This is a genomic window from Brachybacterium sp. SW0106-09, assembly GCF_001293905.1.
Classification (GTDB): Bacteria; Actinomycetota; Actinomycetes; order Actinomycetales; family Dermabacteraceae; genus Brachybacterium; species Brachybacterium conglomeratum.
This window is the reverse complement of the sequence record NZ_BCAK01000004.1, coordinates 52260-77639: the sequence shown is the minus strand read 5'-3', so window position 1 is coordinate 77639 and position 25380 is coordinate 52260. Positions and strand designations below refer to the sequence as shown.

The window sequence follows — 25380 nt, the reverse complement described above, 5'->3', positions numbered from 1 at the left end:
CCTGCCACGGGTTCCGCCCCTGGTCCGCCCCGGGTCCGCTCATGGTTGAAAAATCGCCGAGACCGAAGCGTTACCGACAGATGGAATGCAGTTGACATCGGAGGGTGCACACTAGGTGCCGTACCGCACAACGATGGTGCGGTGCACGACCACGAGCCATCCAGGAGAACCCATGGCCATCTCGCGCCGATCCATGATGCTGGGCACCGCCGCCGGAGGCGCGGCCGCCCTCACCCTCGCCGCCTGCGGCGGAGACGAAGGCGGCGCCGGAGCCGGCGGCAGCGATGCCGGCGGCGGCACCGGAGAGCCGATCTACGCGAACACCACCGAGCCCGAGAACCCCCTGCTGCCCGCCAACACCGGCGAGGTCGGCGGCGGCCGCATCATCACGATGATCTTCGCGGGCCTGGTCTACTACAAGGCCGACGGCAGCATCGAGAACGACATCGCCGAGTCGATCGAGTCCGAGGACAACCAGAACTGGACCATCAAGATCCGTTCGGGCCTCACCTACTCCGACGGCTCCACCCCGATCACCGCGCAGGACTTCGTCGACTCCTGGAACTACGGCGCGAACGCCGCCAACGCCCAGATCGGCCAGTACTTCTTCGAGCCCTTCGAGGGCTACGAGGAGCTCTCCGCCGAGGGCGTCGCCGCCGATGCGACCCTCTCCGGCCTCGAGGTCGTCGACGAGACCACCTTCACCGCGCGCCTGGTCACCCCGCAGTCGGACTTCCCGACCCGCCTGGGCTACTCGGCCTACATGCCGATGCCGCCCTCGGCCTTCGACGACATGGAGGCCTACGGCGAGGCGCCGCTGGCGAACGGCCCCTACAAGCTCGAGACCTGGACCCACGACCAGGAGCTGGTGCTGGTCCCCAACGAGTCCTACGACGGTCCCCGCACCCCGAAGAACTCCGGCATCAACTTCACGGTCTACCAGGACCCGGAGACGATGTACCTCGACCTGCAGTCGGACAACGTCGACGTCGTCGACCAGCTGCCCGGCTCGGCGCTCGCGACCTTCGAGAGCGACCTCGGCGAGCGGGCCGTCAACGCCCCCGGCGCTGTGTTCCAGTCGATCACCCTGCCCGGCTACGACCCGAACTTCGAGGGCGAGGCCGGAGCGATCCGTCGCAAGGCGCTCTCGCGCGCGATCGACCGCAAGTCGATCTGCGACAACCTCTTCTTCGGCACCCGCACCCCGGCCACGGACTTCGTCTCCCCGGTGATCCCCGGCGGCGGCGCGACCGACATCCCCGGCGCCGAGGTGCTCGAGTACGACGAGGCCGAGGCGAAGAAGCTGTGGGACGAGGCCGAGGCGATCACCCCGTTCAAGGGCCCGCTCACCCTCGCCTACAACGCCGACGGTCCGCACGCGGACTGGGTCGAGGCGGTCTGCAACTCGCTCGCGAACGTCCTCGGCATCGAGGCGAAGCCCACGCCGTTCCCGGCCTTCGGCGAGATGCGCGAGCAGATCCGCGCCCGTGACCTCATGGGCACCTGGCGCTCCGGCTGGCAGGCGGACTACCCCTCGGCCTACAACTTCCTCGGCCCGCTCTACGGCTCCTCCGCGGCCGACGGCAACGGCTCCAACGACGGCGACTACAAGAACCCCGAGTTCGACCAGCTCCTGGCCGACGGCCTCGCCGCCGAGACCGAGGAGGACGCCATCAAGATCTGGAAGGAGGCGGAGGCCCTGATCATGCGGGACCTCCCCGTCCTCCCGCTCTGGTACCAGAACACCATCGGCGGCTACTCGACGCTCGTCTCCGACGTCGAGTACGGCTGGGACACCGTGCCGCTGTACCACAACATCACCAAGTGATCTGCTGATCTCCCCGTGACAGCGGGAACCGGCTGCGTCCGGTTCCCGCTGTTCCACGCCCGGCGCCCGGCCGGGCCGTTCCACCGGGCCGCGAGGCCCCTCCTCCATCGAAAGGGAACGACGTGCTCTGGTACATCGGGCGGCGACTGCTGCAGATGATCCCCGTCTTCCTCGGCGCCACCCTGATCGTCTACCTGCTGGCGTTCTACACCTCCGGCGACCCGATCCTCACCCTGGCCGGTGACAAGCCGATCTCCCCGGCGGTCGAGCAGCGGCTGCGCGAGCAGTACAACCTCGACCAGCCTGTCCTCGTGCAGTGGCTGCTCTACCTCAAGAGCGTGCTGACCTTCGACCTGGGCGTCGGCTTCAACGGCCGCCCCCTGTGGGACCAGATCGCCGCGGCCTTCCCGACCACGTTCCGCCTCGCGATCATCGCCGTGGTCGTCGAGACGATCTTCGGCGTCGCCGCCGGCGTGATCTCGGGCCTGCGCAAGGGCAAGCTGATCGACACCACGCTGCTGATGCTCTCGCTGCTGCTGATCGCCACGCCCACCTTCGTGCTGGGCTTCCTGGCGCAGTTCGTCTTCGGCCTGCAGCTGGGGATCGCCCCGATCAACGTGGGCCGCGACCCGTCCTGGCAGAACCTGCTGCTGCCCGGCATCGTGCTCGGCGGCGTCTCCTTCGCCTACGTGCTGCGCCTGACCCGCACCTCGATCGCGGAGACGGCGGGCGCCGACCACGTGCGCACCGCGACCGCGAAGGGCCTCTCCCGCGGCGGCGTGGTCTCCAAGCACGTCCTGCGCAACTCCCTGATCCCCGTGGTCACCTTCATCGGCGCGGACCTGGGCGCCCTGATGGGCGGCGCGATCGTCACCGAGCGCGTCTTCAACGTCCCGGGCATCGGCACGCTGCTGTTCAACTCGATCAACGCGGGCGAGGCCCCGATGATCGTGTCGCTGGTGACGCTGCTGGTGATCATCTTCCTGCTCTCCAACCTCGTCGTGGACCTGCTCTACGGCGTGCTCGACCCGAGGATCCGCTATGCGAAGTGATGCTCAGAACTCCCGCCGCCCCCGCACGGAGCACTGGGTCGCGCCGCTCGCGGAGACCCCGCTGCAGGAGGTCGACGCGGTCGACACGACCGGCACCCCGCGCTCGCTGTGGGCCGAGGCCGGGCGCAGCCTGGTCCGCAACCCCGTGTTCGTGATCTCCGCGCTGCTGATCCTGTTCGTGCTCTTCGTCGCCGCGTTCCCGCAGGTGTTCACCTCGCAGGACCCGGGCTTCGGCGATCTCGGCCGCGCGAACCAGCCGCCCGGTCCCGAGCACCCCTTCGGCACCTCCCGCCAGGGCTACGACATCATGGCCCGCACCTTCTGGGGTGCTCGCACCTCGGTGATCATCGGCTTCTTCGCCATGGTCGGCTCGACGCTCATCGGCGGCACGGTCGGCGCGCTCGCCGGCTACATCGGCGGCTGGTTCGACGAGGTCATCTCCCGCGTCACCGACATCTTCTTCGCGGTGCCGATGATCCTCGGCGCGATCGTGGTCGCGACCCGCGTGGGCGAGATGAGCATGTGGACCGTGATCGTGGTGCTGAGCATCTTCGGCTGGACCAACGTCGCCCGCATCATGCGCGGCGCCGTGATCTCCACGAAGAGCCAGGACTACGTCACCTCCTCGGTCGCGCTCGGCGCCTCGAGCGGCACCGTGCTGCTGAAGCACGTGATCCCCAACGCGATCGCCCCGGTGATCGTCACCGCGACCGTCAACCTCGGCGTGTTCATCGTCGCCGAGGCGACGCTGTCCTTCCTCGGCGTGGGCCTGCCCACCTCCGCCGTCTCCTGGGGCGGGGACATCTCCGACGCCCGTGACGCGCTGCGCACGCAGCCGTCCATGCTGTTCTACCCGTCCCTGGCGCTGGCGATCACCGTGCTGAGCTTCATCATGCTCGGCGACGCGGTGCGCGACGCGCTGGACCCGAAGGCGAGGAAGCGATGACCACGACCTCCGTGAACCCCACCCCGTCCGCCTCCCCGCCCGGCTCCGCGCAGCCGCTGCTGGAGATCAAGGACCTCGAGATCACGTTCACCACCTCGAGCGGACCGGTCAAGGGCGTGCGCAATGCGAACCTTGAGGTGTACCCCGGGGAGACCGTCGCGATCGTGGGCGAGTCCGGCTCGGGCAAGTCCACGACCGCCATGGCGATCGCGCACCTGCTGGCCAAGAACGGCTCGATCACCGGCGGCCAGATCCACTTCGAGGGCCGCGACATCACCCACGTCTCCGAGAAGGAGATCCGGGTGCTGCGCGGCGACCAGGTGGGCCTGGTCCCGCAGGACCCGATGAGCAACCTCAACCCCATGTGGAAGGTCGGTGCCCAGATCCGCGAGACCCTCGCGGCCAACGGCGTCGCCAAGGGCGCCGAGGCGAGGAAGCGCACCGTCCAGCTGCTCGAGGAGGCGGGGCTCTCCGACGCGGAGCGCCGCGCCGAGCAGTTCCCGCACGAGTTCTCCGGCGGCATGAAGCAGCGCGCCCTGATCGCGATGGGCCTGGCCGCCCGGCCGAAGCTGCTGGTGGCCGACGAGCCCACCAGCGCGCTGGACGTCACCGTCCAGCAGCAGATCCTCGACCACCTCGACCACCTCACCGGTGAGCTCGGCGTGGCGGTGCTGCTGATCACCCACGACCTGGGTCTGGCCGCCGAGCGCGCCCAGCACCTGGTGGTGATGTACAAGGGTCAGGTCGTCGAGTCCGGTCCTGCGCTGCAGCTGCTGCAGGACCCGCAGCACCCGTACACCAAGCGGCTCATCAGCGCCGCGCCGTCGCTCGCCTCGCGGCGCCTGGTCTCCTCCTCCCAGCGGGCGGAGAGCCGGGAGCAGGCGCAGGAGAACGCGCCGGTGCACGCCGAGGACCGCCTCACCTCCCCGGCGCCGGTGTCCGATACGATGGCGCCCGAGTTCGGCTACGCCGAGCCGGACGCCGACGCGGTGATCGAGGTGCAGAGCCTGACGAAGTCCTTCCCGATCCGCGGGAAGGTGCCGTGGAGGTCGACCCCGTTCCTCGCGGTCGACGACGTCTCCTTCGCGCTGCGCCGCGGCACCACCACGGCGATCGTGGGGGAGTCCGGCTCGGGCAAGTCCACCGTCGCCCAGATGGTGCTGAAGCTGCTCGAGCCCACCTCGGGCCGGGTGCTCTTCGAGGGGGAGGACGTGGCGGACCTGCGGGGCGGCCGGCTGAAGGCGCTGCGCCGTCGCGTGCAGCCGATCTTCCAGAACCCCTACGGCACCCTCGACCCGATGTACTCGATCTTCCGCACGATCGAGGAGCCGATGCGCCTGCACGGCATCGGGGATCCGAAGAGCCGCGAGGCGAAGGTCCGCGACCTGCTGGACAAGGTCGCGCTGCCCGCGGCGATGATGCGTCGCTATCCCAACGAGCTCTCGGGCGGCCAGCGCCAGCGCGTCGCAATCGCCCGCGCGCTCGCGCTGGACCCCGAGGTCGTGATCTGCGACGAGGCCGTCTCGGCGCTGGACGTGCTGGTCCAGGCCCAGGTGCTCGAGCTGCTCAACGATCTGCAGGCCGAGCTGGGGCTGAGCTACCTGTTCATCACCCACGACCTCGCCGTGGTGCGGCAGATCGCGGATCACACCCTCGTGATGGAGAAGGGGAAGGTCGTCGAGCAGGGCACCACCGACGACGTCTTCCACGCCCCGCAGCAGGACTACACCAAGCGCCTGCTCGCCGCGATCCCCGGCGGCTCCATCCCGCTGGCGGGCTCGGAGACGATCGACGTCGAGGCCCCGGAGGGCCTGGCCGACGAGACCGGCGGCGAGGGCGACGGCGGCCCGGACGACATCATCGATCCCTTCACCCAGGCCGGGCACGTCTGAGCCGGTGACCGGGGACCGATGACGTCGGACCGATGACAGGGGCGAGGCCCGCGCGGAGAGGATCCGTGCGGGCCTCGCTCTCGTCGACCCGAGAGGTGACGCCTCGCCTCGGCCCTCCCCGCCGCGCTCCTCGCCGGGAACAGCGCGTCGAAGCTCTCATCCCCGCACCCGTCGCGGAGCGCCCCGGCCCGATAGACTCGGCGCGGCCCTGGAGCGGGTCGCACCCGCCGTGCGACCGGGCGCTGCTCGGTCCACGCCCCGCCGCGCTATCTGAATCGAGCACCTGCGTATGACCATCCAGCACCGCACCGACCTGCGAAACGTCGCCATCGTCGCCCACGTGGACCACGGCAAGACCACCCTGGTCGACGCCATGCTCACCCAGGGCGGAGCCTTCGGCGAGCGTGACAAGCACGACGAGCGGGCGATGGACTCCGGCGAGCTCGAGCGCGAGAAGGGCATCACGATCCTCGCCAAGAACACGGCGATCCGCTACGTCGGCCCCTCGGCCGCGGCGGTCGGCGAGCCCGACGGCATCACCATCAACGTCATCGACACCCCCGGCCACGCCGACTTCGGCGGAGAGGTCGAGCGCGGTCTGTCGATGGTCGACGGCGTCGTGCTGCTGGTGGACTCCTCCGAGGGCCCGCTGCCGCAGACCCGCTTCGTGCTGCGCAAGGCGCTGGCCGCGAAGCTGCCCGTGATCCTCGTGGTCAACAAGGTCGACCGTCCCGACGCACGCATCGACGAGGTCGTCGGCGAGGCCACCGACCTGCTGCTGGGCCTGGCCTCCGACCTCGCCGAGGAGATCGACGACATCGACCTCGACGCGGTCCTGGACGTGCCGGTCGTCTACGCCTCCGGCAAGGCGGGCCGCGCCTCCACCACCCAGCCCGCCGACGGCACCCTCCCCGAGGAGGAGACCGTCGAGCCGCTGTTCAAGACCATCCTCGAGTCGATCCCGGCCCCGAGCTACGACGACGAGGTGCCGCTGCAGGCCCACGTCACCAACCTCGACGCCTCCCCGTTCCTGGGCCGTCTCGCGCTGCTGCGCATCAAGAACGGCGAGCTCACCAAGGGCCAGCAGGTCGCCTGGTGCACCCAGGACGGCACCACGAAGACGGTGAAGATCACCGAGCTGCTGGAGACCAAGGGCCTCTCCCGCGAGCCGATGACCCGCGCCGCCCGCCCGGGCGACATCGTCGCCGTCGCCGGCATCCCGGAAATCATGATCGGCGAGACCCTCGCCGACGTGAACGATCCGCGCCCGCTGCCGCTGATCACCATCGACGACCCCGCGATCTCGATGACCATCGGCATCAACACCTCCCCGCTCGCGGGCAAGAACGGCAAGGGCCACAAGCTCACCGCCCGCCAGGTGAAGGACCGCCTGGACTCCGAGCTGGTCGGCAACGTGTCCCTGAAGGTGCTGCCCACCGAGCGCCCCGACGCCTGGGAGGTGCAGGGCCGCGGCGAGCTGGCCCTGTCGATCCTGGTCGAGCAGATGCGCCGCGAGGGCTTCGAGCTCACCGTCGGCAAGCCCAAGGTGCTCACCCGCGAGATCGACGGGAAGGTCCACGAGCCGGTCGAGCGGATGACGATCGACGTGCCCGACGAGTACCTCGGCACCGTCACCCAGCTGATGGCCTCGCGCAAGGGCCGCATGGAGACCATGAGCAACCACGGCTCCGGCTGGGTGCGCATGGAGTTCGTCGTCCCCGCCCGCGGCCTGATCGGCTTCCGCACCCGGTTCATGACCGAGACCCGCGGCAACGGCATCGCCTCCTCCTACGCCGACGGCCACGAGCCGTGGATGGGCGAGATCGAGTTCCGCGCGACCGGCTCGCTGGTCGCCGACCGCGCCGGGAACGTGACCCCCTTCGCGATGATCAACCTCCAGGAGCGCGGCTCCTTCTTCGTCGAGCCGACCTCGGAGGTCTACGCCGGTCAGGTCGTGGGGGAGAACTCCCGCAACGAGGACATGGACGTGAACATCACCAAGGAGAAGAAGCTGACGAACATGCGCGCCGCGTCGTCGGACTCCTTCGAGAACCTGGTGCCGCCGCGGAAGCTGACCCTCGAGGAGTCCCTCGAGTTCACCGGCGAGGACGAGTGCGTGGAGGTCACCCCGGAGATCGTGCGCATCCGCAAGGTGATCCTGGATGCGAACGAGCGCCGTCGCGCCCAGTCCAAGGCGAAGTCCGGGAAGTGACGCGGTGACCAGCACGCAGCAGAGGCCGACGGCGGTCGACACGACCTCCCTCGCCGCCCGGCTCGGCCAGGCCGCGATGGCGATCGTGCTCGCGATCGTCTCGGTGCTGCTGCTGGTCACCACCCACCGGTTCGAGCTGACCGTGCTCGGCGCCGACCTCCCGGCCGGGCTCCTGTTCGGCGCCGTCTTCCAGGCCGTGGTGTGCCTGTTCCTGTGGTCCGCGACGGGGACCCGCTTCCCGCTCCTGGTGCTCGGCTCGCTGTGGGGCCTGCTGGCCGGGCCCTTCCTCGGCGAGGGGGCGGGGGGCGGCGTGCTCCTGCCCGCCGTGATCGCGGACCAGGCGCAGTACTCCGGCTGGATCGTCCAGGGCATCGGGATCCTGATCCCCTTCGCCCTCGCCCTGGTGATCACGGTGGCGGGACGCGGCCGGTCCCGGGCACGCTGAGACCATGAGCGCCGCCGACCGCCCCGACTGGGCGACGATCCCGAACCTCGTCACCCTCGTCCGCCTCGCGCTGCTGCTGCCGGTGTGCCTGCGCCTGGCGGACGGGCCGGACACCCTCGGCGTGGTGCTGCTGCTCGTCTGGGCCTCGACCGACTGGATCGACGGGATGCTCGCCCGCGCCCTGGACCAGACCAGCCGCACCGGCCAGATCATGGACCCGATCGCGGACCGGCTGGGCCTCGTCGCGATCGTGCTGACCCTGGCCCTCGCCGACCTGCTGCCCTGGGCGGCGCTCGCCGTGATCGTCGTCGTCGACGCGGCGATGGCCGTCCTCGCCACGCGCGCCGCGCTCGGCGGGCGGATCTCCGTCTCCTGGCTCGGCAAGATCCGCACCTTCGTGCTGATGGCCTCGGTGTTCCTGCTGGTCGCCGTCGCCGCGTGGGCACCTTCGCTGGTGCCGGCCGCGCAGGCGCTGGTGTGGGTCGGGGCCGTGCTGCACGTCGGCTCCGGCGTGGACTACATCGTCAGGGCGCGGCGGGCCCCTGCCGCCGCGCCGGCGGAGGCGGGACCTCCTTCGCGGCGATGACCAGGGCCCGCGGCACGCGCACCTCGCCGCGCCGTGTCATCACCTGCACCACCGCCTCGTCGACCAGCGTGATCGTGCCCAGCGCATCGGTCATCGACTCGCCGTGCGGGGAGCGCTCGCGGTCGATCGCATAGCGCAGCACCACCCGTCGCCCCTCGGCGAGGAAGGGCGCCCAGCCGGCGCGGACCCGGTGACCCTCGTGCATCGTCATCCGGGCAGGCTAACCCCGGGCCCGTCGGCCCGGCACGGGGGCCGGCGCAGGCAGGCTGTGCATCCTGTCACCTCCTGCTCCGGCACGTCCCGGCGGTGCTCCCGGGCGGGGCCGGGATGAGATGATGGAGGGCGCCCCGGACGGAAGGAAGCTGCACATGACGTACGTCATCGCCCTGCCCTGCGTCGACGTGAAGGATCGTGCCTGCGTCGACGAGTGCCCCGTGGACTGCATCTACGAGGGCAACCGGATGCTGTACATCCAGCCCGACGAGTGCGTGGACTGCGGCGCGTGCGAGCCCGTCTGCCCCGTCGAGGCGATCTTCTACGAGGACGACACCCCCGACGAGTGGGCCGACTACTACAAGGCCAACGTCGAGTTCTTCGACGAGCTCGGCGCACCGGGCGGCGCGGCGAAGATGGGCGTGATCGACAAGGACCACCCGCTCGTCGAGGCCCTGCCCCCGCAAGAGAACCCCCTGGCCTGAGCCGTGGCGCCGACGCACTCCGCCGCCCGCCCCGTCCCGCGCGAGGGCCTCGCCGCGCGCTTGCCCGCCTTCCCCTGGGACGCGATCGTGCCCGCCCGCGAGCGGGCCGCGCAGCACCCGGACGGGCTCGTCGACCTCTCCGTCGGCACCCCCGTGGACCCGACGCCCGCCACCGTGCAACGGGCGCTGGCCGACGCGGCCGACAGCCCCGGCTACCCGACCACGGTCGGCACCCCTGCCCTGCGCGAGGCGCTGGTGGACTTCGTCCGCCGCCACCGTGCGGCCCCCGCCGCGCTGGGGGTCGACGCGGTGCTGCCCACCGTCGGCTCGAAGGAGCTCGTCGCGCACCTGCCCTTCCAGCTGGGCCTCGGCGCGGGCGATGCGATCGCCTTCCCGCACATCGCCTATCCGACCTACGACATGGGCGCCCGCTTCGTCGGCGCGAGGCCGCTGCCGGTGGACATGGCGCGCCTGGCCGCCGAGGGCGACGCCGCGCTGCCGGACCCGTCCTCCGCCAGCAGGATCCGGCTGCTGTGGCTGAACTCCCCCTCGAACCCGACCGGCGAGGTGCTGGATGTCGACCAGCTCGCCGCGCTGCTGGCCTGGGCGCGCGAGCGCGGGATCGTCGTCGCCTCCGACGAGTGCTACGCGCTGCTGCCCTGGACCGTGGACGAGGTCCCCTCGATCCTGGACCCGCGGGTGAACGGCGGCTCCCTCGAGGGTCTGCTGTGCGTGTACTCCCTGTCCAAGCAGTCCAACCTCGCCGGCTACCGCGCGGCCTTCGTCGCCGGGGACCCGTCGCTCGTGGCCGAGCTCGTCGCGGTGCGCAAGCAGGCCGGGATGATGCTGCCCGGCCCCGTCCAGGCGGCCTTCGCCGCAGCGCTCGCCGATGACGTCGCCCCCGCCGCGCAGCGGGAGGTCTACCGGGCCCGCCGCGCGCAGCTCGCCCCCGCGCTCGAGTCCGCGGGCGGCACGATCCACGGCTCGCAGGCGGGCCTGTACCTGTGGACCACCTTCGACGAGGACTCGATGGCCACGGTCGATCGCCTCGCAGACCTCGGTGTGCTGGTCGCACCAGGGATGTTCTATGGTGAGGGGGGAGCGCGGTTCGTGCGCGTCGCCCTCACCGCGACCGACGAGCGGATCGCCGCCGCCGCCCAGCGCCTCGAGCGCTCCTGACACCTCCGGCCCCGCGCCGGGACCGATCCGACCACGCACAACGGAGAGCCCATGGATCACGCCACGACGTCTGCCCACCTCACCCTCGGGGAGAAGTCCCTCGATCTTCCGGTCGTCCCTGCCGTGGAGGGCAACTCCGGCATCACGATCGGTCCGCTCCGCAAGGAGACCGGCCAGGTCACCTACGATCCCGGCTTCATGAACACCGCGAACGCGAAGTCCTCGATCACCTACATCGACGGCGACGAGGGCATCCTGCGCTACCGCGGATACCCCATCGAGCAGCTCGCGGAGAAGTCCAGCTACCTCGAGGTGGCCTACCTCCTGATCAACGGCGAGCTGCCCACCAAGGGCCAGCTCGACAACTTCGAGGCCCAGGTCGAGCGCCGCACCCTGCTCGACGAGCGCTTCAAGCACCTCTTCGACGGCTACCCGCGCGACGCCCACCCGATGGCGGTGCTGCAGGCCGGGGTGTCGGGCCTGTCGACCTTCTACCAGGACTCCCTGGACCCCTTCGACGAGGAGCAGGTGCGGATCTCCTCCGTGCGCCTGCTGGCGAAGATGCCGACGATGGCCGCCTACGCGCACCGCATCGCGCAGGGCCACGCGCTGCTCTACCCCGACAACCGCCTCTCCCTCATCGAGAACTTCCTGCGCCTGACCTTCGGCTTCCCGGTCGAGGAGTTCATCGCGGACCCGGTGATCGTGCGCGCGATGGAGCAGCTGCTGATCCTCCACGCCGACCACGAGCAGAACTGCTCCACCTCCGCGGTGCGCCTGGTCGGCTCCGCGCAGGCGAACCTGTTCACCTCGATCTCCGCCGGCATCGGCGCCCTCTCCGGCCCCGCGCACGGCGGCGCGAACGCCGCCGTGATGGAGATGCTCGACGAGATCCAGGCCCGCGACATGGATCCCCGCGACTTCATGGAGAAGGTGAAGAACAAGGAGGACGGGATCCGCCTGATGGGCTTCGGCCACCGGGTGTACAAGAACTACGATCCCCGCGCCCGCATCGTCAAGAAGATCGCCGACGACGTCCTCGAGCGCCTCGGCGTGCAGGACGAGCGGCTCGAGCTCGCGATGAAGCTCGAGGAGATCGCGCTGAAGGACGACTACTTCGTCGAGCGCAAGCTCTACCCGAACGTCGACTTCTACACCGGCATCATCTACAAGGCCATCGGCTTCCCCACCGAGATGTTCACGGTGCTCTTCGCCATCGGCCGCCTTCCGGGCTGGATCGCCCAGTGGCAGGAGATGATCCACGACCCGGAGACGAAGATCGGCCGCCCGCGCCAGATCTACACCGGCGAGGCCGAGCGCCCGTACACCGCGATGCAGGACCGCACCGGCACCAGCGAGCTGCGCCTCGCGGATCTGAAGGCGGAGATGGACAAGCAGCGCAGCTGAGCGGTCGGGAGAGTCTTAGCGGATTGCACTGGGCCCAGTTGGAGTGTCAACAATCACTGATCGGTGATTGCTGAGGCTGTGCCTTCTTGGAGGCCTTACGACTCCTGATGGTTATGCGGTTGTCAATAGGTCACGTAGTGGCTCGGCTGGGGGTATCCCAGTCGAGTGCCCTGCGGGGGCCGCCGTTGAGCTAGCGGGCGATATGTTCGAGATCCTCTGGCCCGTAGGGTGGCAAATTGGTGCTCTGGGGGAGCTAATTGCGAAGGAGCCCGTTGGTGTTCTCGCAGCTGCTTCGTTACCTGGATGAGTGCGGGTCGAAGAAGAACACTGGGACGCCGGTAAATATGCTGACCGGCTTCTGGCCAGCAAGCTCGGTGCCCGGATCTTAGGACAGTGACACCCGCAGATGCGCGCAGGGTGCCTATCAGAGCGGTGAGTACGTCCCAGAGTTCCTCGGCCGTGTGTCCGCCGAAGGGGCGTGTCAGAAGGTCTGTGTAAGCCGTACCGAGAGGAACGGTAAGAATCATGACCGTGACCGACGAGAAGACGCCGGGTGGGCCTTCGAGCCAGGACCTGGTCGAGCAGTTGAAGGCCGCCGGGCAGCTGGATGCGTTGTTCGAGCAGATCGACGCCGGCGAGGTGGAGCTGACCGGGGATGGCGGGTTCGTACCCGCGCTGGTCAAGGCCGCGCTGGAGCGAGGTCTGCAGGCGGAGCTGAGTAGCCATCTCGGCTACGAGAAGGGCTCCGAGGGCGCATCGAAGCACGCCAACTCGCGTAACGGGACGACGCCGAAGACGGTTCGGTCCGAGGTCGGGCCGATCGCGTTGGACGTCCCCAGGGACCGTGCAGGCTCGTTCACACCTCGCCTGGTCCCGAAGGGCCAGCGGCGCCTGGGCGGGCTCGATGACATGATCATCAGCCTCTATGCGGGCGGGATGACGATCCGGGACATCCAGCACCACCTGGCGTCCACGCTCGGCACGGACCTGTCGCACGAGACGATCTCGAACGTCACCGACGCCGTGCTCGAGGAGGTCGCCGCGTGGCAGGCGAGGCCGCTGGAGGAGTTCTATCCCGTCCTCTACCTCGACGCGATCCGGATCAAGATCCGGGAGAACAGCCAGGTCATCAACCGTGCCGCCTATATCGCGGTCGGCGTGGACCTCGACGGGATCAAGCACGTGCTGGGGACCTGGGTCCAGGACACCGAGGGGTCGGCGTTCTGGGCCCACGTCTGCGCTGACCTCGCCAATCGCGGAGTGCGAGACGCGCTGATCGTGTGCTGCGACGGGCTGAAGGGTCTGCCGGAGGCGGTCGTGGCGACGTGGCCGGACTTGATGGTCCAGACCTGCGTGGTCCACCTGATCCGGGCCGCGACGCGGTTCGTGGCCTACCAGGACCGCAAGAAGGTCGCCGCCGCGCTGAAGCCGATCTACATAGCCGCGAGCGAGGACGCGGCCTGGAAGGCGCTGGTCGAGTTCGAGACCTCGCCCCCGAAGCAGAAGTACCCCTCGACCGCGATGACCTGGAAGAACTCGCGGGATCGGTTCGTGCCGTTCCTCCAGTTCCCGCCGATGCTGAGGAAGGTCATCTACACGACCAACGCGATCGAGTCGCTGAACTACCAGCTGCGGAAGGTCACGAAGAACCGCGGACACTTCCCCTCGACGGACGCGGCCGCGAAGCTGCTCTGGCTCGCGATCTGCAACATCGAGGACAAGCGCGCCGCCGATCGCGCCCGCGACCGCGGCAAGCCCGCGAACGAGCGGAAGGCCAGGGCCGGCTCGTCGAGGGCCAGGTCGTCACGAACTGGAAGCAGGCCCTCGCCCAGCTCGCCGCGGACTACCCCGACCGGATCACCCCCTACCTGTGAACACCCCGCTTACACAGACAAATTGACAGGCCCCCTCTGTCCCCAGTCCCGCGCTGCGCGAATGTCGACGCCGATGCGGTCACTAGCCTCGCACCGACGCATCCCGTAATCACCCAACATGTCATACTTAACACTCCTTCGAAGTGGACCTCGCCAGTCTTTCCGCGCCCGTAGTTTCCCTCCTTTCGTGCAAACCCGTATGCCTCCTTCCGGCTCACGCAGAATTCTTGAGCGAAGGCTGAGGTGCTTCATCCAACGCTGTCGAGCGCTTCAAGAATAAGTTTCCTTCAACTTCTCGAACGACACGATTCCCGAAGCATCCTGAAGAAGATCGTACGACTGGAAGTACTCGAATCTACGCGACCCTACTCGGCCCTTCCATGCTCGACTCAAGCCGCAAGACCTTCGCCCATCGCAACCGCTCTGCCTGTTTCTACGAAAAATTTCCTCACGGAAACCTCGACTTCAATTAGGCCACATCTCCGTCCTGAGATCGGCCACTAAGTAGTCTCGCCTGACACTTTCGCCGACTACGCAATACAATTCCGCGTACCGGCCATCCATTTCGTCATGAACTCTACTTCCGATGGGCTAAGCGGGGAAGAAAAAAACATGGGTGGCGTCCCTCCGGAGGAACGCGCGCGAGTGGCCGATATAAACGGGTTCGAAGAGCCAGGCCATTCTGCCCTCCTACTGGATGCGACATCAATCTCGAATCGAATCATAGTCAATGCTGCGACCACCCAGTACCTGCCACGATTATTGAGCAACTCATTGAAATCGATCGACGAATCGACCGCCCCCCCATTCTCGTCCCGAGGAAAGATGAGAGACGAACTCGGTCGAATGGCCTCGTTGTGTTTGTTGATAAAGTCACCGGCCGGCAGGTTGGTGACATTCAGAATATTTAGATCTGATATTGCATCGAGTCGCTGGAGAGTCTCCGACACGTGATTCTCGCTCCACGTACGATGATGAGGAGGCGTGAAAATGACTCGGAGGATCTGATCAGACAAAGGAATGACGAAGAAATGGAGAAGGGGTTCCGGTAGCATTTGGAACAACCCTCGAATTAGGTGGCCACCGCCAGCAGCCCGCGAGAGCACCTCCTCGAAGTTCGCTAGACGTAGCTCCTGCAGGCTTAGAAGGTGGATCGCTTCGCATTCTGGCGTCTTGATTGAAGAGACATTGTCTCTAATAACCGATTCGCTCCACCTCTGCCAGGACATTGCGTGCTTGGAACTCCATTGTTCCGAATTGAACTTGAAATAGGACACAGCAATGCTCCGACCAAGTTTCCGCGCGGCTTCGTCGTCCGAGCTGAGCAAACATTCAACTTCCGTACGCAAATCTCTTTCACTATACTCAAGCAGATCATGATGAATATTCTGAAGCGCATCGAGGGCTTCAGTTACGAGCGGGTCTGAGGGATTCTCATGCAATTGCCGCAGAAGATTTGCAACTGACTTCTGAATGAATAGCTTGGAGACATCTGGCGACGCTGGTGAGAACGATAAACATCTCCCTACGAATGCAAGAATGTTCAGTTGATTAATGAGCTTGCGCCTTCGGCCGTCTCTTAGTAATCGAAGTAGTACTCGAGTTGCTCCGTCTCGTGTCTTTTCGTGGACGATTTGTACAGATAGCTGACCTACAACATCCCATTCGGCTTTAGAGATGTGCTTCAACAGAACGGACGCAACCTCCTCAGGCGAGTCGGAATTCCGCGTGAGTTCGTGTGCGGCAAAGTACTCCAAGAATGTACGGTGTGCGAACTTGAAAATAGCTTCCCCAGTCGGAGTCGTTCCTGCCTCGCCGAATACCCACGCACGCCCCTTACAAAAGCTGATAAATTCTTTTGCCGCTTCCAAAGCTTCGCCTTGTGTGCGATACTTTCCAGAGAGAAAATCAGTTGACTCTCTAATTAATTCTCTCTCTGTGACACCTTCGATCGCTTCTGGGCTTCTGTACATCCAGTAGGCAAGGTGCCTTAGGGCGTCGTCCACGTGAGCGGAGGCGCGGAAATCCACGATAATAGCTCGACTTCGATCCCAACGATTGTAAAGAAGTTCAGCACATTTTTCAAGTACTCGAAGCCTATTCTCTGGAATGTAGTTCTGGCCTCTGTAGATCATGCAAATCAGCGATAGCATCAGTGGATTACGCCGCAGATCTGGCACCTGATTACTCTCAGAGAGGAAGGTATCCGCGACAGTTTCAACGTCGCTTCCCGGAAATGCACCGGCAAATGTAAACCACTTGCGGGAGTACTCTGCAACTTGAGATTCGCTGAATCCGCCAATGATGTGTGTTGTGAAAAACTGAGGGTCCAGCCTAGCCTCGGGGTACCCAACGATGCGCGAAGTAGCCAACACCCTTGAAAGGGGATACCGGCTGCTAAATAGCTCAACTCTTTCGCTTATGGTTCTTCGCAAAGAAGAGTCGAGCAGCTCGTCTAGCCCGTCGAAAATGACGAACGCCTCACCAGTGAGTAGCAGGGACTCTACTGCGCCTACTGGGGCTGGACATTGATATTGCGTCTCCAGTTGTGATGTTATGTAGGCGAGGATGCTCCGATCAAGGTTAGTCTCACGTGCAAAATCCCGCAAAGTGACTATGAACGGTATTCTTGAGCTTTCCTTCGCAAGCAGGGTCGTGATGGCCGCCGTCATTGTTGATTTTCCGCCGCCGGGGTCGCCAAGTAGGACCGTTCGGTCTATCGTGTTTACATAGTCTGCTACCCGGACTGTCCGATAGCTTCCATCTTCGGATTGAGAGATCTCAGGCGCGACATAGATGTCCTCGATTGGCACTTTTTGCCTGTCGTCGATATTTGGTGGATAAATATGACCGTGAGCAGCAACTAGTTGATCTCGATAGTTCTCGATCCATTCTTGATGTTCGCTTGGTAGTACCTCGTGCTTATATTTGCGCACGTGCTCCAGGTGGCGTTTTGAGGCATTAGCGGTCTCTATAAGTAACCTTAGTTGCCCGGCATCCCTGAGTGACTGAAAAGCATCTGGGTCGCCTGCACGAATACGCTCTACAGCCTGTTCACACAAGAAATCTAGCTCGTCGACCAGCAGGTCCGTAGTCTTACGAGAGTCCTTGGAGTCCGGCAAATGAAGTGCTTCGACAAGCAGTATATAGAATTGCTCACGCACTGTCGAGATGTATATAGGATCAATGCCGGTAATCCGGTGTGCGAGTATCTCTCCGATTATTCCTTGCGCCCTCGGGCCCGCCAGAACATGTTTCAGTTGTGAGATTGATAGATCGGATGGCAACGATTCTACAGTCGAGAGCCCTGAGACCCTCTCAGATATTACGGAAGTGTCAAAAGTGGAGGCAAGGTCAAGATCTTTGAGTACCGTGCCGTTTCGGCGCCGATTGACGGTTCTCTTGATTCTACTTCCAGCGATTTCAAATGCGGGCTTAATTGCTGAAGCTAATAGCGGGGAGAGTAGGGTGTCCACGATGGCTCCGTCGCGACTCGATCCGTTGATGATGTCACGAGGGTACCTGTGAAGCCTTGCGTGGGAGCCAGGTTCGGTGAAGTGGCGCGTGCTGACTGGGCGTTGCGGCGTGACCTCCGATGGTGCATGCGTGCTGCGAGCATCAAAGTTCGTCCTGTGGTCGCTCAGGGGTGCCGGAGACGGCGTCGCTGACGACGGCGCGCGGTCCCGGTGGTCGCGTATGATGTAGTTTTTGTTTCGTCGCAGCTGGTTTAATAGAGTGCCGCTATTTGTCGAGGCTGACGTACGCCGGGTGAGTAGAAGTCTGCTGGCGGAGCTGTTTCGGCGGCCTTTAAGTGTTAGTCGCTCAATCTGTCGGGAGCCCTTATATGGCGAGTGTTGAGACTGGCTGTTTATTTAAGTCGAGTGAACTATGTAGTACAGTTTCCTGCATTGGATGTTGTGTTCCCGGTGTCGCCCTCCATGGTAGCCCACGGGAAAAATACTCGTGTCGGTAGTACTGGGGTCTAAGTGCGAACCATTTGACATCTAGGTGGAAACGTTAGTTTGTGGCTGGCTCACTTCGGTCAAGATTTGTGGTATCCAAGAACTAGCCAGTTGCGCCTCGCGGAGCTGAATGTGGAGATGGACAAGCAGCGCAGCTGAGCGCTCCGGGCGGCCCGTCGGCCTCCGCTCCATGGACCTGCGAGGGCCCGTGCGATCACCTATCGCACGGGTCCTCTGCCGTGCCCGGCCCGGCCCTCCGCCGTGCCCGGAGGCGGAGCTCTGACCTGCGCGGCCGGGACCTCCGTCCCGGCCGGCCGAGGCATGCCCCGTCCGGCAGCCGGGCCCCGCGCGGCCGGGGACCTTCGACCCCGGTCAGGGGCCTCGGCGGTGCCTAGCGTGGAGTCATCCACGAAGGGACCCGCGCCGGGGGTCCGCGCCGCGAACAGGAGCCGTCATGAGCACCGCGACCACCGACCGTCCCGCCGCCGAGACCGCCCCGGGCGACGCCTGGGCGGGGTTCGCCCCCGGCCCGTGGCAGGAGACGATCGACGTGCGCGACTTCATCCTGCGCAACTACACCCCCTACTCGGGCGACGCCTCCTTCCTCGCCGGCCCCACCGAGAAGACACTCCGGCTCTGGGATCACCTCGAGCGCACCTACCTCTCGGAGGAGCGCAGGCGGCGCGTCTACGACGTCGACACCGAGACCCCCGCCGACATCGACGCCTTCCCCGCCGGGTACATCAGCGAGGATGACGACGTGATCGTCGGCCTCCAGACCGACGTGCCGCTCAAGCGCGCCATGATGCCCAGCGGCGGCTGGCGCATGGTCGAGACTGCGATCCGGGAGGCGGGCAAGGAGCCCGATCCGCGGATCAAGGAGATCTTCACCAAGCACCGCAAGACCCACAACGACGGCGTCTTCGACATCTACACCCCGCGGATCCGCGCCGCCCGCTCCAGCCACATCATCACCGGCCTGCCCGACGCCTACGGCCGCGGCCGCATCATCGGCGACTACCGCCGCCTCGCCCTCTACGGCGCGGACTTCCTGATCGCGGAGAAGAAGGCCGCGAAGGACGCCGTCGCGGGTCACGGCTTCTCCGAGCACTGGGCCCGTTACCGCGAGGAGCACGCCGAGCAGATCAAGGCGCTCGCGAAGCTGGTGCGGCTCGGCGAGATCTACGGCCTGGACCTGCGCCGCCCCGCGGCGACCGCCCAGGAGGCCGTGCAGTGGACCTACATGGCCTATCTCGCCTCGGTGAAGAGCCAGGACGGCGCCGCGATGTCCATCGGCCGCCTCTCGGGCTTCCTGGACGTGTACATCCAGCGGGATCTCACCGCCGGCACCCTCACCGAGTCCGAGGCGCAGGAGATCATCGACGCGCTCGTGATCAAGCTGCGCATCGTCCGCTTCCTGCGCACCGTCGACTACGACCAGATCTTCTCCGGCGACCCCTACTGGGCGACCTGGTCCGATGCCGGCTTCGCCGAGGACGGCCGGCCACTGGTCACGAAGACGTCCTTCCGCCTGCTGCAGACCCTGCGGAACCTCGGCCCCGCCCCGGAGCCGAACATCACCATCTTCTGGGACCCGTCCCTTCCTGAGGGCTACAAGGAGTTCTGCTCCGCGATCTCGATCGAGACCTCCTCGATCCAGTACGAGTCCGACGCGCAGATCCGTGAACGCTGGGGCGACGACGCCGCGATCGCCTGCTGCGTCTCCCCGATGCGGGTCGGCAAGCAGATGCAGTTCTTCGGCGCCCGCGTCAACGCCGGCAAGGCGCTGCTCTACGCGATCAACGGCGGCCGCGACGAGGTCACCGGGAAGCAGGTCACCGAGCCCGGGCTGCACACCCCGATCACGGGCGAGGGCCCGCTGGACTACGACGAGGTCTGGCAGCGCTACGAGGAGATGCTCGACTGGGTGGTGGGCACCTACGTCGAGGCGCTGAACATCATCCACTACAGCCACGACCGCTACGCCTACGAGTCGATCGAGATGGCGCTGCACGACAGCAAGATCGTGCGCACCATGGGCTGCGGCATCGCTGGCCTGTCGATCGTCGCGGACTCCCTCTCCGCGATCCGCTACGCGACGGTCACCCCGGTGCGGGACGAGACGGGCCTGGTCGTCGACTACGTGACCGAGGGGGAGTTCCCTCGGTACGGCAACGACGACGACCGCGCCGACGACATCGCGGCGACGATCGTGCACACCGTGATGCAGAAGATCAAGGCGATCCCGATGTACCGCGACGCGATCCCGACCCAGTCGGTCCTGACGATCACCTCGAACGTCGTCTACGGAAAGGCGACCGGCTCCTTCCCCTCCGGGCACCGGGCAGGCACCCCGTTCTCGCCGGGCGCGAACCCTGAGAACGGCGCCGACACCCACGGCATGGTCGCCTCGATGCTCTCGGTCGGGAAGCTCGACTACGAGGACGCCCTGGACGGCATCTCGCTGACCAACACGATCACCCCGCAGGGGCTCGGCCGCACCAAGGACGAGCAGGTGACGAACCTGGTCGGCATCCTCGACGCCGGCTTCATGATCGACGACGAGTGAGCCCCGCACCGGCCGACCGACGCGCCCCATCGGCCGGCCGGCACCCGGCGGCCCCGCCGGACCAGCCCATCCACCCCCGAACCTGCACCGCACACCCCGAGGAGAACCCCATGACCACCCCCACCTTCGACCAGCGCCTCGCCTCCATGAAGGCGAGCCGGGCCGCGAACAACGCCGAGACCGGCCTGTTCCACGCCAACATCAACGTGCTGAACAAGGACACCCTCGTCGACGCGATGGAGAACCCGGAGGACTACCCGAACCTCACCGTGCGCGTCTCCGGCTACGCGGTGAACTTCGTCAAGCTCACCCGCGAGCAGCAGCTCGACGTCCTGGACCGCACATTCCACCAGGGCGCCTGAGCGGCGCGCGGGCGCATCCGGCGCACAGAGCACACAGAACAGACAGAGCACAGCGAGCACGGGGACGAGAGCGCAGATGACGCAGAGCATCGACCTGCTGGGCCGGCCCGCCCGGAACCGGCGGGCCGGCGCGGGGATCGACGGGATGGCCGAGGCGGAGCTGGACCGCAGCGGCCGCCTCGCCGCGATCCGGGAGGGCCGCCTCGCCTCGATCCACTCCTGGGAGCTGGTCACCGCGGTCGACGGCCCCGGCACCCGGCTGACGATCTTCTTCGCGGGCTGCCCGCTGCGCTGCGTCTACTGCCACAACCCCGACACCATGGAGATGCGGCGCGGCCAGGACGTCGAGCTCGAGGAGATCGAACGGCTCCTGCGCCGCTACCGCCGCGTGTTCCGCGCGACCGGCGGCGGGATCACCCTCTCCGGCGGCGAGGTGCTCATGCAGCCCGCCTTCGCCCGCAACGTGCTGCGCGCCGCGACGGAGCTCGGCATCCACACCGCGATCGACACCTCCGGGTATCTCGGCGCGGTCGCGAAGGACGAGCTGCTCGCCGACGTCGACCTCGTGCTGCTGGACGTCAAGAGCGGCGACGAGGCGAGCTACAAGCGCCTCACCGGCCGGGAGCTGCAGCCCACGATAGACTTCGGCGACCGCCTCGCCCGCGCCGGCATCGCGATCTGGATCCGCTTCGTTCTCGTGCCGGAGTGGACCGACGCGGCGGAGAACGTCGAGAAGGTCGCGGACATCGTCGAGCGCTGGCAGGACGTGGTCGAGCGCGTCGAGGTGCTGCCCTTCCACAACATGGGCCAGGACAAGTGGGACGTGCTCGGGATGGAGTACCGGCTGCGGGACGCGCAGCCGCCGTCCACGGAGGTCGTCGAACGGGTGCGAGAGCAGTTCCGCGCCCGCGGCCTCACCGTGCACTGAGCCCGAGCGATCCTCGGACCGGGGCGAGCGCTCAGTGCGCCGGGTCCCGATCCGCGGCGCTCAGCGGCCGCTGACCAGCACGACCACCCGCTCGGGATCGCCGCCCTCGGCGCTGCCCCAGGCCCCGGCCTCCTCGCCGTGGGCGGTGCGGTCCCAGACCCGGCCGCGATAGCTGACCTGCACCACCCCGTCGTCGGCCGCACGGGCGACGGCCCAGTTCGCGAGCGACCAGCCCAATGTCTCGTCGCCGCCCGGGTCGAGCACGAGCGCCGTCGCGCCGGCGCCCTCGGGCACCTGCGGGGCGGCCCCGGCGGCGGAGTCCAGCGACGATGTGACCCGCCCGGACTCCGTCGCGCGGGGGAACTGCCGCGCGAGCTCGCCGCGCAGCTGCTCGGGGGAGGCGGTCGCACCGACCTCGTCCAGGGTGCACAGCAGGTTCGCGCCGGACTGGCCGGTGAGGGCCGAGGCGTACAGCCGACCCTCGGTCTCGTGGTCGCGATACGCCTCGGGATGCCCGGAGCGCTGCACCTGCTGGGCGATGTCGTTGATGTCGGCGCTGGTGTAGTCGGGGTAGGTCTCGAGCACGTCGAAGAAGGCGTTGGAGGCGTAGACCGGATCCATGATCTGCTCCTCGGTGCCCCAGCCCTGCGAGGGCCGCTGCTGGAACAGGCCCAGCGAGTCCCGATCGCCGTAGTCGATGTTCTGCAGCTGCGACTCCTGGTACGCGGTCGCCAGCGCGATCGACGCCGCCCGCGGCGGCATGCCCCGATCCACCGCCGTCGCGCTGATCAGCGCCGCGTTCGCGACCCGATCGGTGGTGTAGCGGTGGCTGGTGCCGAGCCCCGAGGCGACGCACGTGCCCTCGTGGGCGGGGGAGCCGTACCGCTCCAGGGCGAGATAGCTGCCGCCCGCGATCCCGCCGAAGACCAGCACCATGACCAGAGGGACCGCGAGGTGACGGCCGACGCCGCCGCGCGCACGGCCGCGCGCACGGGAGCCTGCTGCCATCCTCGCGGTCCTCCGTCTCTCAGATGCTGCGTCTCAGTTGCTGTGCAGGGCGGCGTTGAGCTCGACGGTCTGGCCCGCGCGGGCCACCGCCTGCACCGCACCGGTCAGCGAGTTGCGGCGGAAGAGCAGGTTCGGCACCCCGGAGAGCTCCCGCGCCTTCACCACGTGCGGGCCCTGGGCCTCGGCGCCGGGCTCGCCGAGCAGCTCGACCTTCGTGCCGGCGGTGACGTACAGCCCCGCCTCGACCACGCAGTCGTCCCCGAGGGCGATGCCGATCCCGGCCTCGGCGCCGACGAGGGAGCGCCGACCGATGCTGACGCGCTCGGTGCCGCCGCCGGAGAGGGTGCCCATGGTGGAGGCGCCGCCGCCCACGTCGGAGCCGTCCCCGACCACGACGCCCTGGGAGATGCGGCCCTCGATCATCGAGGCGCCGAGGGTGCCGGCATTGAAGTTCACGAAGCCCTCGTGCATCACGGTGGTGCCCTCGGCGAGATGCGCGCCGAGCCGCACGCGATCCGCGTCGCCGATCCGCACGCCGGCGGGCAGCACGTAGTCGACCATGCGCGGGAACTTGTCGAGGCTGAGCACTGTGGGGGTGCGGCCCGCGGCGATCAGGCGCAGGCGCGTCTCCTCGAAGCCGGCGACCGCGCAGGGCCCCTCGGAGGTCCACACGACGTTGGTGAGCGACCCGAAGAGTCCCTCGAGGTTCAGGGAGTTCGGGCGGACCAGGCGGTGGGAGAGGAGATGGAGGCGCAGGTAGGCGTCGGCCGCATCGGCCGGGGCGGCCGTCAGGTCGATCGCGCGGACCACGACCTCCTGGGTGGTGCCGCGCACCTCGTCGGCCTGCGCGGCGGCGACCAGCTGCGCGTGGAGGGGATGGCCGGCGGGGTCAGCGGGAGCCTCGCCGAGCTGCGGCGAGGGGTACCATGCATCGAGGACGGAACCGTCCGCCCCGAGTGTCGTGAGCGCGATGCCCCAGGCGGCGGTGACGGTGGACTCGGATGTCGAGGATGTCATGGGCCGAGTCTACGAATCCTGACCCAGCAGGGGAGCATGCGCCTGTCCGGGCGCGGCGAAGAGCACACCGCGGGGCACCAGACGCCCCGAGCGGGAGGGACCGCGATGTCCGGGGGAGCGGTGAGCGGATGACCGACGGCGACGACGCGCACGCGCCCCGCCATGCCCCGCTCCACCGCAACGGCGAGTACCTGCGGTGGCTGCTCGGCGACCTCCTGCTCGACATCGGCACCGGCATCGGCGCCTTCGCCTTCCCGCTGATCACCTTCATGGTCACCCAGTCCCTCGGCACGACGGGGCTGGTCGCCCTGGTGCAGGGACTCGGCGCGGTCGTCGGTCTCATCCCCGGCGGCCTGCTCGCCGACCGGATCGGGCGCCGCCGGCTGCGCCTGCTCGCCGGGATCACCGGCGCGGTCGTGCAGCTCGCACTGGTCGTGGTGCTGCTGGGCGGATGGGCCGGTCCCGTGCTGCTGGCCTCGCTCGCCTTCCTGGACCGTCTGCGGGAGACGGCGCTGGGCAGCGCCTCCAACGCCATGCTCAAGCAGATCGTGCCCGTGACGCAGCTGCCGCGGGCCGTGTCGGTGAACCAGGGCCGCGAGGCCGCGGTCGAGATGGCCTCCGGGCCCGTGGGCGGCGCGCTGCTGGGACTGTCGATCGTGTTCCCGCCGCTCGTTCACCTGCTGGGGAACGTCGGCTCGGTCCTCGCGACGCTGAGCATGCGCGGACGCTACCGGCCGAGGGTCGAGGGCTCCCCGCCCACGAAGGTGATCGACGACCTCCGCGAGGCCCTGGCCTGGATACGCACCCAGCCGATCCGGCTGCAGATGCTCGCCGTCTCCTCCGCCGTGAACCTCGGCGCGAACGGGCTGCTGTTCACGGTGATGCTGGACCTCGCGGACCAGGGCGTGCCCGCCTCCCGCATCGGCCTGCTGAACACGGCGCTGGCTGCCTCGATCCTGCTCGGCGCCTTCCTCGCCCCGCGCCTGGTGGACACGGTGCCGACGGGGGTGCTCGCGATCGCGCCCGTCGCCCTGATGACCCTGGTCGGCGTGCTGCTGCCCGTGGCGCCCTCGATGGTGTGGATCGCGCTGTGCTACACCGCGATCGGGATCGGCCTGCCCGCCTTCAACGCCTCCGGGCAGGGGTTCTTCACCCACATCACGCCGGTGGCGATGCAGGGCCGGATCAGCTCGCTGATGCGCCTGGTGTCCCTCGGCGTGATGACCTTCGCGCCCGCGCTCGCCGGCTGGGGCCTCGAGATCGCCGGCAGCACGACCACGCTGCTGCTCTTCGCCGCGGTGCTCGCGCTCGGCGTGGTGATCGGTCTGCTCGCCCGCGACCTGCGCCGCCTGCCCGTCTCCTCCCGCTGGGAGCGCCACGCCCGGGAGAGGGGCTACTCCGTCCCGGAATGAGGG

At 67.4% G+C, this 25380-nt stretch carries 18 protein-coding genes and 1 pseudogene; 15 read left to right on the top strand and 4 right to left on the bottom strand.

All coding sequences use genetic code 11. The annotated features are described in order from the left end of the window. Window positions 1-172 precede the first annotated feature (172 nt). The 7 genes from Y09_RS03115 (at window position 173) to Y09_RS03085 (ending at window position 8961) form a co-directional block, all read left to right on the top strand. Complete coding sequence (locus Y09_RS03115) at window positions 173-1828, top strand: ABC transporter substrate-binding protein (RefSeq protein ID WP_082358603.1); 1656 nt, start codon at window positions 173-175, stop codon at window positions 1826-1828. Window positions 1829-1950: 122 nt separating this feature from the next. After that, window positions 1951-2880 (top strand): ABC transporter permease, encoded by a 930-nt coding sequence (locus Y09_RS03110; RefSeq protein ID WP_053916195.1) that lies wholly within the window; start codon window positions 1951-1953, stop codon window positions 2878-2880. Continuing rightward, window positions 2870-3826 (top strand): ABC transporter permease, encoded by a 957-nt coding sequence (locus tag Y09_RS03105; protein WP_053916194.1) that lies wholly within the window; start codon window positions 2870-2872, stop codon window positions 3824-3826. The genes Y09_RS03110 and Y09_RS03105 overlap by 11 nt, the downstream gene beginning before the upstream one ends. Further along, a complete protein-coding gene (locus tag Y09_RS03100) occupies window positions 3823-5718 on the top strand; it encodes an ABC transporter ATP-binding protein (protein WP_053916193.1) in 1896 nt (631 codons plus the stop codon). The genes Y09_RS03105 and Y09_RS03100 overlap by 4 nt, the downstream gene beginning before the upstream one ends. Window positions 5719-6007: 289 nt before the next feature. Then, window positions 6008-7930: a translational GTPase TypA gene (typA, locus tag Y09_RS03095; RefSeq protein WP_053916192.1), complete on the top strand. Its 1923-nt coding sequence runs from the start codon at window positions 6008-6010 to the stop codon at window positions 7928-7930. Between the two features lie 4 nt (window positions 7931-7934). After that, complete coding sequence (locus Y09_RS03090) at window positions 7935-8375, top strand: hypothetical protein (protein WP_053916191.1); 441 nt, start codon at window positions 7935-7937, stop codon at window positions 8373-8375. A gap of 4 nt (window positions 8376-8379) precedes the next feature. Further along, window positions 8380-8961 (top strand): CDP-alcohol phosphatidyltransferase family protein, encoded by a 582-nt coding sequence (locus Y09_RS03085; protein ID WP_010551452.1) that lies wholly within the window; start codon window positions 8380-8382, stop codon window positions 8959-8961. Here Y09_RS03085 and Y09_RS03080 read toward each other — a convergent pair. Then, entirely contained in the window at window positions 8900-9172 is a 273-nt protein-coding gene (locus Y09_RS03080) for a hypothetical protein (protein WP_053916190.1), read from the bottom strand. The genes Y09_RS03085 and Y09_RS03080 overlap by 62 nt on opposite strands. 157 nt (window positions 9173-9329) lie before the next feature. Between Y09_RS03080 and fdxA the strand changes: the two genes are divergently transcribed. The 4 genes and pseudogenes from fdxA to Y09_RS03060 all read left to right on the top strand — a co-directional run bounded on the left by fdxA (window position 9330) and on the right by Y09_RS03060 (window position 14119). Continuing rightward, window positions 9330-9659 carry a ferredoxin gene (fdxA, locus tag Y09_RS03075; RefSeq protein ID WP_010551454.1) on the top strand — a complete coding sequence of 110 codons (330 nt, stop codon included), beginning with the start codon at window positions 9330-9332 and terminating at the stop codon, window positions 9657-9659. Window positions 9660-9662: 3 nt separating this feature from the next. Further along, window positions 9663-10838, top strand: a complete 1176-nt coding sequence (gene dapC / locus Y09_RS03070) for a succinyldiaminopimelate transaminase (RefSeq protein ID WP_053916189.1) — start codon at window positions 9663-9665, stop codon at window positions 10836-10838. Between the two features lie 51 nt (window positions 10839-10889). Continuing rightward, window positions 10890-12245 carry a citrate synthase gene (locus Y09_RS03065; protein ID WP_082358602.1) on the top strand — a complete coding sequence of 452 codons (1356 nt, stop codon included), beginning with the start codon at window positions 10890-10892 and terminating at the stop codon, window positions 12243-12245. A 525-nt stretch (window positions 12246-12770) separates the two neighbouring features. Then, window positions 12771-14119 (top strand): annotated as a pseudogene (locus Y09_RS03060) (IS256 family transposase). A 530-nt stretch (window positions 14120-14649) separates the two neighbouring features. Here Y09_RS03060 and Y09_RS16755 read toward each other — a convergent pair. After that, window positions 14650-17595: an NACHT domain-containing NTPase gene (locus tag Y09_RS16755; protein ID WP_148639500.1), complete on the bottom strand. Its 2946-nt coding sequence runs from the start codon at window positions 17593-17595 to the stop codon at window positions 14650-14652. Window positions 17596-18535: 940 nt separating this feature from the next. On the opposite strand from Y09_RS16755, the gene Y09_RS03055 reads away from it, so the two are divergent. The 3 genes from Y09_RS03055 (at window position 18536) to pflA (ending at window position 21940) form a co-directional block, all read left to right on the top strand. Then, window positions 18536-20650 (top strand): pyruvate formate lyase family protein, encoded by a 2115-nt coding sequence (locus tag Y09_RS03055; protein ID WP_053916188.1) that lies wholly within the window; start codon window positions 18536-18538, stop codon window positions 20648-20650. Window positions 20651-20760: 110 nt separating this feature from the next. Then, a complete protein-coding gene (gene grcA2 / locus Y09_RS03050; RefSeq protein WP_010551458.1) occupies window positions 20761-21012 on the top strand; it encodes an autonomous glycyl radical cofactor GrcA2 in 252 nt (83 codons plus the stop codon). Between the two features lie 76 nt (window positions 21013-21088). Next, window positions 21089-21940 carry a pyruvate formate-lyase-activating protein gene (pflA, locus tag Y09_RS03045; protein WP_053916187.1) on the top strand — a complete coding sequence of 284 codons (852 nt, stop codon included), beginning with the start codon at window positions 21089-21091 and terminating at the stop codon, window positions 21938-21940. A 60-nt stretch (window positions 21941-22000) separates the two neighbouring features. Here the strand turns inward: pflA and Y09_RS03040 are convergent, their stop codons facing one another. Continuing rightward, window positions 22001-22948 (bottom strand): hypothetical protein, encoded by a 948-nt coding sequence (locus Y09_RS03040; protein WP_053916186.1) that lies wholly within the window; start codon window positions 22946-22948, stop codon window positions 22001-22003. Window positions 22949-22981: 33 nt separating this feature from the next. Further along, the gene (dapD, locus tag Y09_RS03035; protein WP_053916185.1) at window positions 22982-23965 is read right to left on the bottom strand and encodes a 2,3,4,5-tetrahydropyridine-2,6-dicarboxylate N-succinyltransferase; all 984 of its coding nucleotides are present in this window, start codon (window positions 23963-23965) and stop codon (window positions 22982-22984) included. A gap of 128 nt (window positions 23966-24093) precedes the next feature. Between dapD and Y09_RS03030 the strand changes: the two genes are divergently transcribed. Further along, a complete protein-coding gene (locus Y09_RS03030; RefSeq protein WP_053916184.1) occupies window positions 24094-25377 on the top strand; it encodes an MFS transporter in 1284 nt (427 codons plus the stop codon). The last annotated feature ends 3 nt before the right edge of the window (window positions 25378-25380 follow it).

Coding starts and splice junctions, on each gene's coding strand:
- grcA2 (WP_010551458.1), top strand. CDS start 20,761: ATGACCACCCCCACCTTCGACCAGCGCCTCGCCTCCATGAAGGCGAGC.
- typA (WP_053916192.1), top strand. CDS start 6,008: ATGACCATCCAGCACCGCACCGACCTGCGAAACGTCGCCATCGTCGCC.
- pflA (WP_053916187.1), top strand. CDS start 21,089: ATGACGCAGAGCATCGACCTGCTGGGCCGGCCCGCCCGGAACCGGCGG.
- Y09_RS03040 (WP_053916186.1), bottom strand. CDS start 22,948: ATGGCAGCAGGCTCCCGTGCGCGCGGCCGTGCGCGCGGCGGCGTCGGC.
- Y09_RS03030 (WP_053916184.1), top strand. CDS start 24,094: ATGACCGACGGCGACGACGCGCACGCGCCCCGCCATGCCCCGCTCCAC.
- Y09_RS03085 (WP_010551452.1), top strand. CDS start 8,380: ATGAGCGCCGCCGACCGCCCCGACTGGGCGACGATCCCGAACCTCGTC.
- dapD (WP_053916185.1), bottom strand. CDS start 23,965: ATGACATCCTCGACATCCGAGTCCACCGTCACCGCCGCCTGGGGCATC.
- Y09_RS03055 (WP_053916188.1), top strand. CDS start 18,536: ATGAGCACCGCGACCACCGACCGTCCCGCCGCCGAGACCGCCCCGGGC.
- Y09_RS03065 (WP_082358602.1), top strand. CDS start 10,890: ATGGATCACGCCACGACGTCTGCCCACCTCACCCTCGGGGAGAAGTCC.
- Y09_RS03080 (WP_053916190.1), bottom strand. CDS start 9,172: ATGACGATGCACGAGGGTCACCGGGTCCGCGCCGGCTGGGCGCCCTTC.
- Y09_RS03105 (WP_053916194.1), top strand. CDS start 2,870: ATGCGAAGTGATGCTCAGAACTCCCGCCGCCCCCGCACGGAGCACTGG.
- Y09_RS03115 (WP_082358603.1), top strand. CDS start 173: ATGGCCATCTCGCGCCGATCCATGATGCTGGGCACCGCCGCCGGAGGC.
- fdxA (WP_010551454.1), top strand. CDS start 9,330: ATGACGTACGTCATCGCCCTGCCCTGCGTCGACGTGAAGGATCGTGCC.
- Y09_RS03100 (WP_053916193.1), top strand. CDS start 3,823: ATGACCACGACCTCCGTGAACCCCACCCCGTCCGCCTCCCCGCCCGGC.